Origin of the sequence: Roseovarius sp. A46 (genome assembly GCF_004126395.1) — a bacterium.
GTDB classification, from domain to species: domain Bacteria; phylum Pseudomonadota; class Alphaproteobacteria; order Rhodobacterales; family Rhodobacteraceae; genus Roseovarius; species Roseovarius nitratireducens.
Window position 1 is genome coordinate 1 of sequence record NZ_PVWS01000048.1, and the last position, 16,030, is coordinate 16,030.

The 16,030-nt window shown below is 61.6% G+C and carries 14 protein-coding genes; 8 read left to right on the forward strand and 6 right to left on the reverse strand.

Translation table 11 applies throughout. The annotated features are described in order from the left end of the window. Positions 1-193: 193 nt before the first annotated feature. The gene (locus tag C6W92_RS16540; RefSeq protein ID WP_241691195.1) at positions 194-1,570 is read right to left on the reverse strand and encodes a TolC family outer membrane protein; all 1,377 of its coding nucleotides are present in this window, start codon (positions 1,568-1,570) and stop codon (positions 194-196) included. Between the two features lie 543 nt (positions 1,571-2,113). Between C6W92_RS16540 and repA the strand changes: the two genes are divergently transcribed. The 3 genes from repA to repC all read left to right on the forward strand — a co-directional run bounded on the left by repA (position 2,114) and on the right by repC (position 5,741). Then, complete coding sequence (gene repA, locus C6W92_RS16545) at positions 2,114-3,292, forward strand: plasmid partitioning protein RepA (RefSeq protein ID WP_129435133.1); 1,179 nt, start codon at positions 2,114-2,116, stop codon at positions 3,290-3,292. A 3-nt stretch (positions 3,293-3,295) separates the two neighbouring features. Further along, on the forward strand, positions 3,296-4,297 hold the full coding sequence (gene repB, locus C6W92_RS16550) for a plasmid partitioning protein RepB (protein WP_129435135.1): 1,002 nt from the start codon (positions 3,296-3,298) through the stop codon (positions 4,295-4,297). A 226-nt stretch (positions 4,298-4,523) separates the two neighbouring features. After that, entirely contained in the window at positions 4,524-5,741 is a 1,218-nt protein-coding gene (gene repC / locus C6W92_RS16555; RefSeq protein ID WP_129435137.1) for a plasmid replication protein RepC, read from the forward strand. A gap of 83 nt (positions 5,742-5,824) precedes the next feature. Here repC and C6W92_RS16560 read toward each other — a convergent pair whose 3' ends face one another. Beyond that, positions 5,825-6,883, reverse strand: a complete 1,059-nt coding sequence (locus tag C6W92_RS16560) for a tyrosine-type recombinase/integrase (RefSeq protein ID WP_129435139.1) — start codon at positions 6,881-6,883, stop codon at positions 5,825-5,827. A 22-nt stretch (positions 6,884-6,905) separates the two neighbouring features. On the opposite strand from C6W92_RS16560, the gene C6W92_RS16565 reads away from it, so the two are divergent. The 5 genes from C6W92_RS16565 to C6W92_RS16585 all read left to right on the forward strand — a co-directional run bounded on the left by C6W92_RS16565 (position 6,906) and on the right by C6W92_RS16585 (position 10,454). After that, positions 6,906-7,127 carry a type II toxin-antitoxin system CcdA family antitoxin gene (locus tag C6W92_RS16565; protein WP_129435141.1) on the forward strand — a complete coding sequence of 74 codons (222 nt, stop codon included), beginning with the start codon at positions 6,906-6,908 and terminating at the stop codon, positions 7,125-7,127. A 12-nt stretch (positions 7,128-7,139) separates the two neighbouring features. Then, positions 7,140-7,433, forward strand: a complete 294-nt coding sequence (locus C6W92_RS16570; protein WP_129435143.1) for a CcdB family protein — start codon at positions 7,140-7,142, stop codon at positions 7,431-7,433. Between the two features lie 272 nt (positions 7,434-7,705). Further along, the gene (locus C6W92_RS16575) at positions 7,706-8,611 is read left to right on the forward strand and encodes a DUF1403 family protein (protein ID WP_129435145.1); all 906 of its coding nucleotides are present in this window, start codon (positions 7,706-7,708) and stop codon (positions 8,609-8,611) included. A 1-nt stretch (position 8,612) separates the two neighbouring features. After that, positions 8,613-9,215: an SMC-Scp complex subunit ScpB gene (locus tag C6W92_RS16580; protein ID WP_129435159.1), complete on the forward strand. Its 603-nt coding sequence runs from the start codon at positions 8,613-8,615 to the stop codon at positions 9,213-9,215. A gap of 294 nt (positions 9,216-9,509) precedes the next feature. After that, positions 9,510-10,454: a hypothetical protein gene (locus C6W92_RS16585; protein ID WP_129435147.1), complete on the forward strand. Its 945-nt coding sequence runs from the start codon at positions 9,510-9,512 to the stop codon at positions 10,452-10,454. 19 nt (positions 10,455-10,473) lie between these two features. Here the strand turns inward: C6W92_RS16585 and C6W92_RS16590 are convergent, their stop codons facing one another. From C6W92_RS16590 to C6W92_RS16605, 4 genes are all read right to left on the reverse strand, one after another. After that, positions 10,474-11,802, reverse strand: a complete 1,329-nt coding sequence (locus C6W92_RS16590; RefSeq protein ID WP_164989278.1) for a glycosyltransferase family 1 protein — start codon at positions 11,800-11,802, stop codon at positions 10,474-10,476. Positions 11,803-11,899: 97 nt separating this feature from the next. Further along, positions 11,900-13,201: a glycosyltransferase gene (locus tag C6W92_RS16595; RefSeq protein WP_129435151.1), complete on the reverse strand. Its 1,302-nt coding sequence runs from the start codon at positions 13,199-13,201 to the stop codon at positions 11,900-11,902. Beyond that, a complete protein-coding gene (locus C6W92_RS16600) occupies positions 13,201-14,265 on the reverse strand; it encodes a glycosyltransferase family 4 protein (protein WP_129435153.1) in 1,065 nt (354 codons plus the stop codon). The genes C6W92_RS16595 and C6W92_RS16600 overlap by 1 nt, the downstream gene beginning before the upstream one ends. A 2-nt stretch (positions 14,266-14,267) precedes the next feature. Next, positions 14,268-15,476 (reverse strand): class I SAM-dependent methyltransferase, encoded by a 1,209-nt coding sequence (locus C6W92_RS16605; RefSeq protein ID WP_129435155.1) that lies wholly within the window; start codon positions 15,474-15,476, stop codon positions 14,268-14,270. Positions 15,477-16,030 lie beyond the last annotated feature (554 nt).

The window sequence follows — 16,030 nt, forward strand, 5'->3', positions numbered from 1 at the left end:
AAGGAAAGCATCGAGACGTCCGTGGCTGTGATAGACGAATTTTATGCTAACGCTCTGGATGCGAGCAATGGCGAATTCCTGTTGCAAGTCGTCGGCGTGCTGGACGATCCGTTCGCCGTGGCATGAAGACTTGGAATACCTGTTTTGACCGCTGCAAGAGACAAAAATCGCCTCTCTCGCCCGATACCTGCCTTCAGCGGTCCTTACCCAAGGCGCGCAGCACGCGGTCGAGCTTCTGGCCCTGGGGGCTGATGGGGACGGGCGCGTCCTTGACCAGCTTGTAATAGGCAGCCGGGTCATAGGTTGTCACGTCGAGATTGAGGTCCTCTACCGTCAACTGGCCGATCGTCGCGAGGACTTCATAGGCCGCGATGTAGAAATCGGCTTCGGAGCCGATAAGACCAGCCTCGGCATCGAGAAGGTCCTGTTCGGCATCCAGCACGTCAAGCGTTGTACGGGCCCCGAGGCGGGCTTCTTCGCTCACGCCTTCAAAGGCCAGGCGCGCGGCACGTACCTGCTCCTCACCGGCCAGGCGGCTGGCGCGTGTGGCACGCAGGCGGGCATAGGCGTTGCCCACGTTGCGCGCCACCTCGAGGCTGGTGGTATGCAGGGTGCCCCGCCGGGCGTCGCGCTGTGCCGCCGCCTGCCGGACCGCTGAGCTGAGTCGGCCGCCCTGGTAGATCGGACCGCTCACCGAGAGGCCCACGCTGCCCTGCCGGTCGAAATCGCTGCCCCCCAGCTCCTCGCCCGCCGAAAAACGGGTTCTCAGGTTCACGGTGGGTTTCATGGCGGCCTCGGCCGCAGTCACTGTCAGGTCGGCTGCGGCAACATCGAACTGCGCCTTTCGGATGTCGGGATGGTTGCGCACCGCGATTTTCTTGGCCGCTTCGGCATCTTCCGACAGCTGTGGCAGGCGTTCGGGAATGCGCAATTGTCCGGGCGGGCGTCCCACGGTCCGGGTGAATTCCTCGATTGCCTGGGTCAGATTCCCCTCGGCCGAAGCAAGGCCACTACGCGCCGAGGCGAGCTGCGCTTCTGCCAGGGCCACGTCGGTACGGGTTACCTCGCCCACCTCGAAACGATCCTGTGCGGCGCGCAGCTCCTCTCTCAAAAGCCCGAGGTTGTTCTTGCGCACAGAAACCAGTTCTCTGTTACGCCGCACGTTCATGTAGGCCGTCACTGCGCTCAACAGAACCTGTTGCTCGATACTGCGCAGGGTTTCGCGCGTGGCCAGTACGGTTTCCTTGGCCGCCTGAATGCGCAGATGTGTACGCCCGAAATCATAGAGCAGAAGATCCAGTGTCAGACTGACGGTGAGATCATTCGACGAAATGCTGCGTCCGGGAAAGTTGCTGGATTGCGTTCGGCCGAAGGTGCGGCTTATGTCGGTCGACCAATCGATGATCGGGCGCAGACCAGACACGATCTGGGCGACATCTTCATCTGCCGCGCGTAGAAGAGCGCGATTTTGTTCCAGGAGGCCGCTGTTGTTGTACGCGCTGACCAGCGTGTCAGCCAAGGTCTCGGCTCGGGTCGGGCCGGTGAGCAGAACGCTCAAAAGCAGGATCATAAAAGATCGAACCGCTTGTGTTTTTACTGACCGCACCATCATTTATGATCCCCGCTCCGCATAGTGAATTGCTTATTGGAAGGTCCGCCTGTGATCAACGCGTAATGCGGAAACGGCACAGTTTGTGCAGCGTTGGAGACGGTAATGGGCGGTGGTCCCACCCCGGACCTCCTACCGGCTTGGCAGGCTGGTAGCGCCCTCGGGGTCATGCTGGATGTGTCGGCGGATGGTCCCTTGCCGGACGGCGGCTCCGTGCCCCCTGCCCCGTCCGGAGGGCCGTTTTTTTGGGGGGGAAACGATTCGCGGTGAAGCCCGGTGTTTGCCCCTGGCTCCCGCTTCAATCGTGACGACACGATAGATGTTCTGTCTCCGTTCTTAATCGGAACTGGAAATCTGTATGGCCTCTATAGTGTATTTCCTTATGTGACCCACAATATCCTGCAGAATCACTTGCCAGCCCTTGCCGGTCCCGGCATAACATTACGCTTATAGGGTGTTGTGGCGCGGCAAACCGTAACTAACGACCGCGCCCCAGGGTGAGGGATGATGAACAGCACGCGGATCGACCTTCTTGTCGGCGAGCACGCGCTCAGGCTCTCGGAGCGGCTGCAGGCCCATCGGGCACAGCTCTTCCCGCCCGATTCCCGCAAGGAGATGCGAAAGTTTACCAGCGGCGAGGCGGCGCGGCTCTTGGGCGTCAAGGATGCCTACCTGCGCAAGCTGCATCTCGATGGCAAGGGCCCCTCCCCCGAGATTCGCACCGGCGGGCGGCGCTATTACACGACCGCCGACATCCAGAACCTGCGCGAGCTGCTCGAGGCGGGGGCCAAGAGTCCGGGCACCTACCTGCCGGGGCGGCGCGAGGGCGACCACCTGCAGGTCATCACGGTGATCAATTTTAAGGGCGGCTCGGGCAAGACCACCACCGCCGCGCACCTGGCGCAGAAGATGGCGCTCGACGGCTACCGGGTGCTGGGCATCGATCTCGACCCGCAGGCCAGCTTCTCGGCGCTGCACGGGTTCCAGCCGGAATTCGACCTGCTCGACGGCGGCACGCTCTACGACGCGATCCGCTACGAGGACCCGGTGCCGCTCAGCCAGGTGATCCGGCGCAGCTATTTCACCAATCTCGACATCGTGCCGGGCAATCTCGACGTCATGGAATTCGAGCACGAAACCCCGCGTGCGCTGGCCGAGCGGGACGGTACGCTGTTCTTTACCCGCGTCGGCGATGCGCTGGCCGAGGTCGAGGGCGATTACGACGTGGTGGTGATCGACTGCCCGCCGCAACTCGGCTTTCTGACCATGTCGGCGCTCTCGGCGGCGACCGCGGTGCTGGTCACGGTGCATCCGCAGATGCTCGACGTGATGAGCATGTGCCAGTTCCTGCTGATGACCTCCAATCTCCTGGGCGTGGTCTCGGAGGCGGGCGGCAGCATGTCCTATGACTGGATGCGCTACGTCATCACCCGCTACGAGCCCGGCGACGGGCCGCAGAACCAGATGGTCAGCTTCATGCGCTCGATGTTCGGCGAACATGTGCTCAACCACACGGTGCTGAAATCCACCGCCATCTCGGATGCGGGGATCACCAAGCAGACGCTTTACGAGATCGACAAGAGCCAGTTCACCCGCACCACCTATGAGCGCGCGATGGAAAGCCTCAACGCGGTCAATGGCGAGATCGAAGGGCTCATACAGGCGGCGTGGGGGCGCGAGTAGAGGATGGCGCGCAAGGATCTCCTCAAGGGTCTCATGGAGGTGCCGCGGTCCGATGGCGGGGCGGATGGGGAGGCCCGTAACGAGGGGGCCCGCGTCGATACCGGGCGGCCGCGCTATTCCGGCGGGGCGATCGGGGCGGTCAGCCAGTCCATCGCCGGGCTTAAATCGCGCTCCGTGCTCGAGATCGACCCCGACCAGATCGAGGCCGGCGGCCTGCGCGACAGGCTGGATTTCGACGAGGCCGACCACCGGGCGCTGATGGTCTCGATCCGCGATCACGGCCAGCAGGTGCCGGTGCTCCTGCGGCCCCATCCCGACCGCAAGGACCGCTACCAGGTGGTCTATGGCCGCCGCCGGGTTCTGGCGCTGCGCGATCTCGGCCAGCCGGTCAAGGCGCTGGTGCGCGAGCTCGACGACCGCGAACTGATCCTCGCCCAAGGCCAGGAGAACGCCGCCCGCCGCGATCTGAGCTTCATCGAGAAGGCGAATTTCGCCCGGCAGATGCGCGATCTCGGCTATGACCGGGCCACGATCTGCGCCGCGCTTCATATAGATAAGACATTGATTTCACGCATGTTTTCCGTTGTCGACCGCCTCTCGCCCGACCTGATCGAGGTGATCGGGGCGGCACCGTCGGTAGGGCGCGAGCGCTGGCTGACCCTGGCCGAATGGATCGAGGCGGATGTGTTCTCGCTCGACGAGGCCATCGCCACGGTCAATCTCGCGCGGGACGGGACCGGCTCCGACGCGCGGTTCGAGGCGCTTTACGCGGCGATCGGGCGTCACCGCGGCAAGCCCGGGCGCCAGCGGAGCGACACCCCGCCCGATACCCCGCCCGACACTCCACTCAGGGGCGCGGCGGGCGAGCCCATCGGGCAGGTGCGGCGCAAATCGGGCGCCACGCTGCTCAAACTGTCGGACAAGGGCGCGCCGGGATTTGCCGAGTGGCTGATCGCGGCGCTGCCGGAGCTCCACCATCGCTGGAAGGACGGCGATGATGGCTAGGCCCGTCCGCGCCCCGCGCGCGGCCGGTTAACGAAACCTTAAACCACAAGGAGGCACAGACAGACAGAACGCAAAAAGAAAGCCCCCCGAGAACGTATCCCGAGAGGCCCATGACCGAAACGGTCGTCTGAATCTACACACTTCAGAACATGGGCCATCTGTTGACAGCTGTCAACAAGCGTCGGTTTCCGGCGGGCGGAAAAGTTTTGTCTTGTGAAAACTGAACATGGAAATTCTGACGACGACCCCCTTCGGGCCGCGGCGGATGAGCTATGAGCTGCTGAAACAGGAAACGGTCGCCACGGCGCCCGCCCCCCTGCCCCAAAGCGACAAATGGGGCCTGTTTCACGAGCTTTGCGCCGCCCGCACGGCCTTTGGCCTGAGCGACCGCGATCTCACCGTCCTCTCGGCCCTGCTCTCGTTTCATCCCGGCAAGAACCTCGAGGATGCCGGCGCGCTGATCGTGTTCCCGTCCAACGCCGCCCTGTCGCAGCGCGCCCATGGCATGGCCGAGAGCACCCTGCGGCGCCATCTGGCCGCGCTGGTGCGGGCCGGCGTGATTCGCCGCCACGACAGCCCCAACGGTAAACGCTACGCCGCGCGGGGCGCTGACGGGTCGATCGCCCGCGCCTTCGGCTTCGACCTGCGCCCGCTCCTGGTACGGGCCGAGGAAATCGCCCGCGCCGCCCAGGCCCTGCGCGAGACCGAGGAACGCAAGCGCCGCCTGCGCGAAGAGATCACCCTGCTCAAGCGGGATGCGATCAAGCTGCTGGATTATGGGACCGAAACGCTGAAAGGCCCGGATTGGGACGGGTTGGGCGCCACCCTGCTCGACCTGCACCGCCGGTCCCGCCACAAGGCGGATATCGAGACGGCCCATGCCCTTCGCGACGAACTCAAGGCGTTCCTGGCGCAGCTCCGGGATTTGATCGCCTCCAATACGCCATCTGAATCAGAAAATATGAGCGGCAATGACAGCGATTCCGAGCGGCACTATCAAAATTCAAAACCAGACTCTTCTTGTCTTGAACCCTGCATAGAAAATGCACGGGCGGCGGCGGGTGCGGCGCCATCCCAGTCAATTGAGCCAAGGCTGCCACTGATGCTGGTGGTCAAGGCGTGCCCCGACATTCTCGATTATGCCGAGGATGGCATAAGGCGCTGGTCCGATCTCTGCCATGCTGCCGATTTCGTGCGTGGCATGATGGGCGTGTCACCGGACGCCTGGCAGGAGGCCATCCAAACGATGGGGCGCCCCACGGCGGCGATTGCCCTGGTCTGCATTCTGCAGCGGATCCAGCATATCCGCAGTCCGGGCGGATACCTGCGCAGCCTGACACGAAAGGCGGCGGACGGGGCCTTCTCACCCGGGCCGATGGTCATGGCGCTTCTCAGCCCCGACCGGCGCGCGGTTGACAGCTGTCAACACAGTGCGGTGCCGTGATCCGGGGGCCAGAGTTGACAGCTGTCAACAAGGCGCTGCGCCGTGACCCCGGGGCCGGAGTTGACAGCTGTCAACCAAAGCCATCAAAGCCCTGCGGCCTTGGTCAGATTGATGCGGAAGCGATCGCGTCGGCGTTGATAGCGGCGCGTCATTTCCGGAGATGCATGACCGAGCTGTTTCTGGATGAAGCGTTCCTCGACCTCGGCTGAAGAAGCCAACCCGGCGCGCAGGCTGTGACCGGAAAACAGTGCCACACGCTCGCTTTCGGGCAAATCTGCCCGGATACCGCTCTTTAGAACCGTTGCCTTGATCAGTCGTGCGACGTGTTTGTCGGTGAGACGAGCATCAAGCGCGCGTTTGCCGTTACGCGATGTTCGCACGAAAACCGGGCCGGATGCGATCCGGGCATAATGCAGCCACTGCTCGAGTGCATGCACCGGGCAAGTCTGGTCTGTTGACCCGCGCCCGACTTCGACCGTGCGCCAGCCAGTCTTGGCATCAAGCGTGAGCAAGGCGCCCTCGTTGAAGAACTCGATCCAGCCGCGCCCGTCCTGCGTCTCATCTCGGACGACGTCCAGACCGACGATTTCCGAGCGTCGCAAACCGCCCGCATATCCCAGGAGAAGGATCGTCCGGTCGCGCAATCCTCTTAGATCGAAAGGCAGCGTGGCGACCATGGCGCGAATATCCTCGGCCAGGATAGCTTCTTTTTGCATTGGTGGACGTGCATGGCGACGGCGAATTCCGGCCAGAATGGTGGCGATGTGACGGTTCTTGCGATCCAGGGTGAAGCCGCGTTGGGTATAGTTCCAGCTCAGGCCGGAGAGGCGGCGTTTGATCGTGCTGACCGACAGGGCAGGGGCCTTGCTTGTCGGAGAAGCCAAATCCGCCAGGTAGAGCCCGATCATTTCTGGGGAGGGCGGCACGGCCTCGGCCCCTTTCATCCGGCACCAGCGTATATAATGCTCCCAGTCTTTCGCGTAGGCTTTCAGCGTGTTGTCCGATGCTGCTGAACGGGCATAATCGCGTGCCGTATCGACCAGTCGATCCAATGTGCCTGATCCGGCCACATGGGAGGGCAGAGCGATGTCGCCTGTCCGATCTTGCTCTGAGAATGTGCTTGTATTATACTCCTTAACCATACGTATTCTCCGGGAGGTTGCGATGGGACGCGTGAAGGTCAATCTGACTCTGGATGCCGATGTTGTCGAAACGGCACGGTCGCTTGGCCTCAACATGTCGCGTCTTGCCGAGGCGGCAATCGTCGAGGCGGCCAAGATTGAACGCAATCGCGTTTGGCGCACGGAGAACCAGCCCGCGATCAATGCCTATGCCGAGGAGGTTGCCAAAGAAGGCTTGCCCCTCGCGCCTTACCGAAGTTTCTGAGGCGGGAACACAATGGCCCAATTCGATCTCTATCGCCTGAAAGGCGGGCACCTTGTCGTGGATATGCAGACAGACCTGATCGGCATCGAGGCGTCGCGCATCGTGGCACCTTTGCGTGACGCGGGCCGATACGCGGCATTTCCCGGCCTGACGCCCTCTGTTGAGATCGACGGGGCGGCCTGGATCGTCCGCGTTCAGGAACTTGCCGCCGTTCCAGGTGTGGAGTTGCGAGAACCTATCGGGTCTTTGGCCGATTATCGCGATGCATTGAAGCGTGCGCTGGATATCCTGATCGACGGGGTTTGAGGACAGTTGGCGGCGCAGGACCCGTGCAATCACGATGAGACGCCGCAGTCTTTCGAAGGCCGCCCGAAGCCCGAGCAGGGCGATGGCATCGCTTTTCTCTCGTCCTCGGAGTCCATTCTTTCCCGAAAATCCACTAATTCTGAGACTGTGCTACAGCTTATCTCACTATGTCCGATAATACAACATTATCGGACATGACTGGATCAGGCAAGGAGCGGCGCTTTGGATGGTATTTCATGGTTTAAAGCGCCGCGTTCAGGTAGCCTGCGGATATGACCCATGCCCCATCTGAATGCCTGAACGGCTTGGAGACCATACCTGGTCTTCCCTGCTGGGTTCGCTCAGAAAAACTGCAAGATATTGAAAATGCGGCGTTTATGTCCGGTGCAGCCTTGGCTCATCTGCAACTGGTAATCGGACGAGAAGACGTGCCCCAGGCGCTTCTACGGCATCGTCTCGCCATGCAGGCGGCTGCGGTGTGTGTTGCCCATTCGGGCCGACCGGAACGCATCGGAGATCTGCGCGATGCGCTCCACCTTCGGCGACCAGACGATTTGCCGGGACCAGCTGGTGAAATTGCCTTGCAATGGGCGCGCGTTGTAAAAAGGCCAGTCACCTTGCAACTTCTGCAGCGTGCGCTGCCCGGCTGTGATTCTGCCGCGGTTTCCGGTTGGTTTGACGCGGGGGAGGGCGGGCCTGTGATGCGTGCAGCTGCCACGGTCGAGACGGTTCTCGCGGATCGGCCACGCGACGAAACTGCCGCCCTGATCCTCGCCGACGCGGTGCTGGCACGCGCCTTGGGTTGGGCGCACCTGATACCGCTCTTGGCGCTGCACCTGGCTCCGCGCGATCTGCACAAGGTGGGTGATGACCTGCGCTTGGCCTGCCATCGGGCTGTGATAGCGGCCGCCACTGAAGTTTGTCGGATCGTTGGTGATCTGAGCCGCCGCAGCGCGAGACTGCAGGCGGTAGCCCCGAAGCTGCGTGCCAAGGGAGCGGGGACTGCGGTCAAGATGCTTCTCGACCGGGACGCCATAAGTCCTGCCGAACTGGCTGACCCGATGAATGGCACCGACATGTCCGGTCGCGCCGCGCGGCGTTTCTGTGACCGGCTTGTGTCCCTGGGTGTCTTACGCGAGCTGACCGGCCGTGACGCTTTTCGGCTTTACGGGCTCTGACATGGCAGGAGATCGCCCGGAGGCCAGCCTGGATCGCGAACTGGCAGATTGGCCGACTGAGTCGCGCTGGCGGGAATGGATGTGCCGCATCGAGGCCGTGCTGTTTTCCAGCGCTGCGCCGGTTCCGCGCGAGGACCTGGCACGCGTGGTGGGGCAGGGCGCTGCGGTGGAGCTCTTGATCGCCGATCTGGCCGTTGCTCTGGAGGGCCGGCCCTACGAGGTGGCCAGGGTTGGTGACAGCTGGATATTGCGCACAAGGCCTGCCTATGCCGGCGCGATCCGGACCGCGGCCAATGTGCGGGATCCGCTGGGCGATCTGTCCGAGTTCGACCTCGCAGTGCTTGCCACCATCGCGTGGCGTCAGCCCATAACCCGTGACGGGCTGAAGGACATTTTCGGGCGCGAGATCGGCCGCGATCTGACGGGACGGCTTGCACATCTCGGCCTGATTGCCACGGGGCCTCGCGCCCCGCGCCGTGGCGCCCCCTATACATTCGTCACGACCGAGCGGTTTCTCGCGATTTTCGGCTTGGAAAGTTTGCGTGACCTGCCCGATCAAGAACAGCTGGAGGATGCCGGGATCGGGGGAATCCGGAGAGAATGACACGCCTGAATCGCGTACCTCTGCACAGCTCCCGACAGGGTCTGCCACATCGGCTTCGGGTTGTTCTGAAAGTGCTGTCTCAGTCGATCGGTGAGTTGCGAACGGGCATTTCTGTCTCGATCCTCGGGAGAGGCTTCAACGGTTGCCCCGCGTTCGAGACTCTGTGTAACACTGCTCACGATTTGGTTTTGGATTGCCGAAAGACTACTGGAGACGCGTCGGTCTGCCGGCAGCACCGGCCACATTGGTCCCTTGGTGCCAATGTGGCTCAGACATGAGGAAAGAGAGATCCGTTTGAGCTGGCGTGATGTGATTGGAAGACTCTTCAAACATTCCGAGCCCGTCCCCGCGGAACGCCCTCTGGTGAGCTGCGAGACAAGCCCCGAGCTGGAGCGAAAACTCGACCACCTGGAGCACAAACTGGATGAGATCAGACCGAACACGGCGTTTTCAAAGGAGCTCGCCAAGTTCGGATTTCTGGCCCGGGCACGCAACCCACAGGACCCCAAGCAGCTGAGCGGGTACGCACAAGTCTACAGCCAGTTCGGAGAAGACGGCTACATTCAGGAAATCTTTTCCAGAATCGGAGAGGGGGGACGGACCTTCCTCGAGTTTGGCATCGAGGACGGAACCCAGAACACGACGCGCTTCCTGCTGGAAAGAGGATGGAGCGGGGTCTGGGTCGAAGGCAGCGAAGCGTTCGCGACCCGTGCCGCCGAGACGTTCCACGACTTCATCGAAGCGGGACAGCTGCAGATCATCCACGGGTTTGTCACGGCAGAGAACGTCAACAGCCTGCTCGATCAGAACGGAATCGCGGCGGGCTTCGATTTGATGTCCGTGGATCTGGATCAGAACACCAGCCATGTCTGGCGGAGGCTGAACAGGACGGCCCGGGTGGCTTGCGTGGAATACAACGCATCCCTGCCGCCGTATTTTGCGGTCGAGGTCCCCTATGATCCGGCGCGCACATGGGATGGCAGCAACCATTACGGTGCGAGTCTCAAGACGCTGGAAGACATCGGACGGGGGCACGGGATGCACTTGGTCGGGTGCGATTACCCAGGCGTGAATGCCTATTTCGTGCACGCGGATGAGACGGCGGACAAATTTCTCGAGCCCTTCACGTCGGAGAGGCATTACGAGCCTCCGCGTTACAACGCCCTGGACTACATTGGCCACCCGCCCCCGAGAGACGCCAGGCGCTGGATGGATGTCGAAGACCCTGAGCGCTCCTAGGCGTTCTGCTTGGGCGAGATCAGCTTTGGGGAGAGCGCAGGGCCTCCAGCATATCTCGGGTCACCTCGTCCCAGCTGCGCCGATGGGTTCTGGAGATGCGTGCTTCGAGCTCGATGCGATGATCCGGATCATCGATGAGCCGCAGGCAGGCCACCTCGATATCGTCCAGGCTGTGCGGATCGCAGTACTCCACCATGTCGCCGCCCACCTCGGGCATCGATGAGGTGTTGGAGACCACGGCGGTCTTGCCATAGGCAAGGCTTTCCCCGATCGGCAGGCCCCATCCTTCGTAGAAACTCACCTTCGCGGTAAAAAGGCAGTTTCGATAGAGATACGACAAGACGGTATCATTCGGCGCCTCGACAAGCTCTGCCCATCCTCCAAGCCAGCCCGTTGCCTCCATGAGCGCATTGAAATCGTTATTGAGCCATCCACGCCGCCCGGCAAAGACGAGCTTGGGCAAGGGACGACCGGATTGGCGACGCAAGCGGTCCCAGACAGTCGCAAGCTGCCAAAGGTTCTTGCGCACCTCCAGGGTGCCCACGACCAGCACATAGGGGGTCTTGGTTAGGGAACGGACATGCTCGGGCACGGTCATGCCTTCGGCAAACGCGGAATAGGCATGCGGCACTCTGAGCTCCTGCGTGACCCCGGACACAATATCCTGGGCCAATGGCACGACCTTCACGGGTTGGGAGGCGTTCTGGAGCTTGAGAAAGCTGCGCAGATCCCGTCCAGTACTCTCCGAGTTTGCCAGGTAGCAGGTGACGTACTCCGTGGAATGTGTCAGCCACTCATGGAACCGCTCGCAGATAGCGTCTTCCACGTATTGCGGCGTTACAAGCGGGATCAGGTCATGCAGAAGCGGCCAGATCTCCAGGCCGAGCGTCGTTCCCGCGTGCTGCAACCACCGCTCCAGCCCTTTGGGTTGCCAGGCATTATCGAGCAGAACGAGCCGGTCTCCCGGGCTGGCAACCTGGTCGAGTTTCTGGATCGCAGCAGGCTCGCGCGGGCTGCCGGGTTTCGTGCGTGCCGCTTTCCACTCTTCCAGCGAGAGGTCTCTTTGGCGAAAATATTTCCGGTTGCCGAGCCGGGCGTTCAAATCGCGCAACAATACCTTCCAGCGCCGTTTGACAGGACGCTTGGCATATTTTTCCAGCCCGGGCAGACGGCGCAATGAGGGGCTGACATGCAGGACCTCGCATAGCGTTGCATAGTCGGTCAGATCCCGCCCGCGCATGGTCTCGGTCGGGTAGGGGTAAACCTTGTAGCTGTCCGTTATGCGATCATGGTGCCCGAGCCAGACCTGATCCGCCCCGATGGTTTCGTGCGCCCGTGCGAGTGTCATGACACTGACGCGCTGAATGCCCGAGAGTTGAGAATGGCGCGCGATATACGATCTGAGCGCCGTTACATCGAAGATATGTCTTGGCATGTGAGGTCGTTTATCCAAAAAGCGTGGAAAGTCGGTCTCGCATTAAGTCTGCAGACGCGGAATTTCCAGCGAGAAAACGACGAGCCGCATCGGCCAGCACGGCATCCCGGGCATCCCGACCGAACGTCTGGGCCACGTGCACGATGCCTTCGCCGTAGCGATCCGGGACGTGTTGATCGAGCAGGCGTTTGCGGCCTTCTGCGCCCTTTTCCGCCGCCATGTGACGGTCTTGGGAAAGCTGCTGCAGCAGGGCCTGGAGCGAGGCCACTTCGTTCTCTTTGGGAATTCGGAAAACGGTATTTTCCGGGACATCCCGATACCAGCCGTCATCGGTGACAACGGATGTTGCAGCCGCGTTCCATATGCGAAGCTGGCTGCCTGAAGCCTCCCCCATGCTCGGGTTGCGAAGGTTGAACACCAGGTGCGCCTCGGCCAGCATCGCGTCGAGCTGGGGTTCTGGAACAAACCCGTGCAAGTGAACCTTCCCGGTCAGGCCCAGATGATCACGCTTCTGTTTTATCCTCTCTGGATCCCAGAGCTTTCCGCAGATGTCGAAAACGAAATCGAAATCAGGCCCCAACCCGGCCAGCGCCTCGAGGACCTCTTCCAGTCGCCTGTTGGGGTTGATGTACCCGAACTGCATGAGCCTGAGAGGGCCGGAGCCCGCACGTTCGCAGGTGGCCGTGGCGCTGGCTTTGTAAGGCAGCTCCAGCTGGTAGGCGGGCACGAAGGCGCGATCCGTGACGGCCGCATGCGCCGTTGACGTATGGGTCACCACAGCGACGGCGTTCTCCATGAGAAGCTCGAAGCCGGGAATGCGCTGGCTGAGTGTGCTTGCAGCCTCTTGCCCCTCCCAGGACAATTGGCACTCGCTTCGGGCGGCATCTCCATACCAATGCGCAATGCTCTCCAAGTAATCGTCGAGGCTCATCAGCCGTTTGGCGATGGTCTGGAAGTACATCTCCTGAAGGGCCAGATCGTGCAGAACCACGACCGTGGGCATGCGACGGGCGAGTTGCAGGAAGCTGGAATGAAAGTCCCCCGAATTGCCGATCTGGACAAAGGCCACCTCAGCCTGGCCGGGAGCTATGTTCTCGCTGCGCATCTCTGCCGGGGTGATCGTGGCCGGGTTCAGTCTTCTCACGGCACAGGACGCCTCAAGATCCCGGGACCAGGAAAACGCATCTGTCCAAAGCGTCACATCGGCTCGCGCGCGAAGCGCGGGCAGGATGCGCTGTGTGTAATGGGCGATATCCGTCTCGGCCGGGGGCAGGGGCGAGACCCAGTGAATATGAGGTACCTCAGAAGACATCAGTTTCCAGCCGAGCTGCCGGTCAGCGTTTCCACGACATGCGTCCAGCTGATGTCGAGAGAGTGATATTTCTTGTAGGCCGCAGCTCCCATGCGCTCTGCAAGAGCCTGGTCCTGCATCACCTTGTCGAACTGTCGGGCAAGTTTTCCGGGATCGGGCGCGCAGACGAGCCCTTCCTTTCTGTGCGTGATGAACTCCAGGGGGCCGCCCGAATCCGACACGGTGATTACCGGCTTTCCCGAGAGCATCGCTTCGAGGGTGATATACCCGTAGTCTTCATCCATCGGTGTGAATATGACGGCCCGGGCTTGCGCGTAGGTTTTGACAAGGTCTTCATCGCTGATCTCACCGAGCCAGGTCACACGGTTTTCGAGGCCGAGTGCACGGGTCTTGTCGAGCAGGTGATCGAGATGGGACTGGGTATCGGGTGCGCCGGAGAACACCACGCGCACCGGATCACGCGTCAGCGCGAGGGCGTCGAGGATCATGTCCTGGCGTTTCATCGGAGTCAGGCGACTGGGCGCAAAGAGGTAATCCCCGAACGCGCCCTGTTGGAACAGATCGTAGTTGGGCGGCGGATGATAGAGTGGCCGCGCCATTTGCTGCGTGTATTTTTCCAGACGCTGCGCAACATTCCGGGAATTGGCAAAAACGCTGGCGGGTGTCTGCCGGAACGCTGATTTGTCTTCCTCCCGCACGAGTTCCCTGAGCGCGGACCCGTTGGGCAGGTTGAGCAGGTCACTGTGCCCCGAATCCCACAGATCATACGCGGCCCGGTGCTGGTGCAGCACCCAGAACACCTTGTTGGGGTGATGCGCGAGATAGGCGGGAAACCGAAGCCCGATCATCATGTCGGTCCTGGTGCCGTTGGACTCGCTCAAATCCGTGAGCTTGGCAGCCATGATGCTGTCGACGAATGTCGTGGCGGGATACCATTTGAACGGAAGCGCCACCTCGACGGCGTTATGGCCATGCTCTTCCAGGGCCAGCCGCAGGTTGCGGGCGTGCAGTTCGGCTCCACCCTTGATGAAGGGGACGTGGTTGTTGACGACAACGATGCGCATTTTCACTCCGTGGCTTGGGGTTTTGTCCCAAGGATCGCAAGGTCCTGTGGCCCGAAGAGCAGATGCGCGATCTCGGCATGCACATTGGGCTCCGACCGCATGGCTTCGAAATTGTCACCTGGGTGAAGCCGCCGGGTCTCGATATTCTGAAACCCGGCGGTGTCGAACAGGACCTCCAGAAGCTGCCAGGGCAGGGGGTGCTTGTGCGTCGGGTCGATATAGAAATTCGTTGCGCCCACGATGATGTTTTCCGGATTTGGCGTCTCGAAAAGCAGCACCCCCCCTGGAGCCAGAATCCTCTGGGCTTCGAGCGTCACCCAGGCAAGGTCACGAAAGGAGATGTGTTCGATGAAATGATGCGCGGATATGACCGACAGGCTGTTGTCCTCGGCCTCTGCGAGCGCCTCGAACGCGTCCTTGTGGAGGGCCTTGAGATTGTTCGCCTGCGCGCTTGCGATCTGAACCGCGTTGATGTCGACGCCCGTGGCCTCGATGCCGAAATCGCGCATCAGGCTCAGCCATTCGCCCCGGCCGCAGGCAAGATCCAGGGCCGGCTTGCCTTCGGTGCGCTCGACAGCCGCCTCGACATCTGCCTGGTAGACCCGCAGCCTGTTCGCGATCACCGCATGGTTCCCGCGGAACCTGTTCTCAAGACAATTGTAAAAGGTGTCCAGAAAGGCATCGAGTCTTTCCGATTGCTTCTCGGATGCTTTGGCAGGGTCTTGCGAGGGCCTTGGAGTTCGCGGACGGCTTTGATCGGTGAGTATCTTGGCCAGCCGGTGCGACAGCTCCCTGTCGCGAACGCTTTTATCGGCCAGGTATGCTTCGAACGACGCCTGCTGCTCTCTGGCGGTCTCCTCCATCTTTTTGCGCAGATCGCCATGCATGGCATCCATCTCTCGCCGGAACGTCGTCTGGAACGCATCGAGGCTTCGCCGGGCTTCTTCCAGCCGATGCGCGTTCTCCTGTGCGGCGCGATTGCCTTCCTTGGCGATGCGCTCGATCCGCCCCAGCTTGAAGAACGCGGAAATATACTTCTCGAGACGCTTCAGGATCGACATGGGCCTCTCTTCCTTTCTGGCGCCTCTTCCGGTGGGAGTGGTCGAATCGCCCAGGTAATCACCACCTTTATACGCCCCAGAGGCCCTCAGGCGCGCCGCGCCGTCGGGCCTGTAAGCCTGAACCAGGGAAGAGGCAGGGAGCGGCCGCAATCGGTGATACCTTCTGGATAAGAGTGGAGCAGAAACGTGCGACGCTCTTTACACGCGTGGTCTTCTTTCGCGCAAGGCGCTTGCTCAGGAAGGGCCACGCCCCGCTGGCGTGGGGCGGTTCACTCCTGGCAGTTCCAGACCGGTGACTGGACACAGTTGTCAGACCGCGATGGACCGAGCGAATTCTGCCGACAGTGGTGCCTCCAAGCTGACGCAAGTATCGGCCGAATATGGTTTTATAGCAACATCCTGCGAAAAATCGGGCCGGGGTATGTAAATCACTATACATCTTTTCCTTGAAACGTCTCCTCAAGCTGGGTAGAAGGACTTCGGATCACCATGTGACAGCTGCGTGTTTTGAGCACGTATCATGCAGCAAGGGCTGTCGCAGGCTGAGACAGGGAAAAACGAGCTTCATTATTCGAGTGCTCCACGGAAGGGACTTAAAATGCCGCTAGATATCAACACACTCACAGCGCAGCAGCAGCTCGCGTCGATCTACATTCTGTACTACGACCGTGCGCCTGACCCGGCTGGCTTCCAGTTCTGGGAAT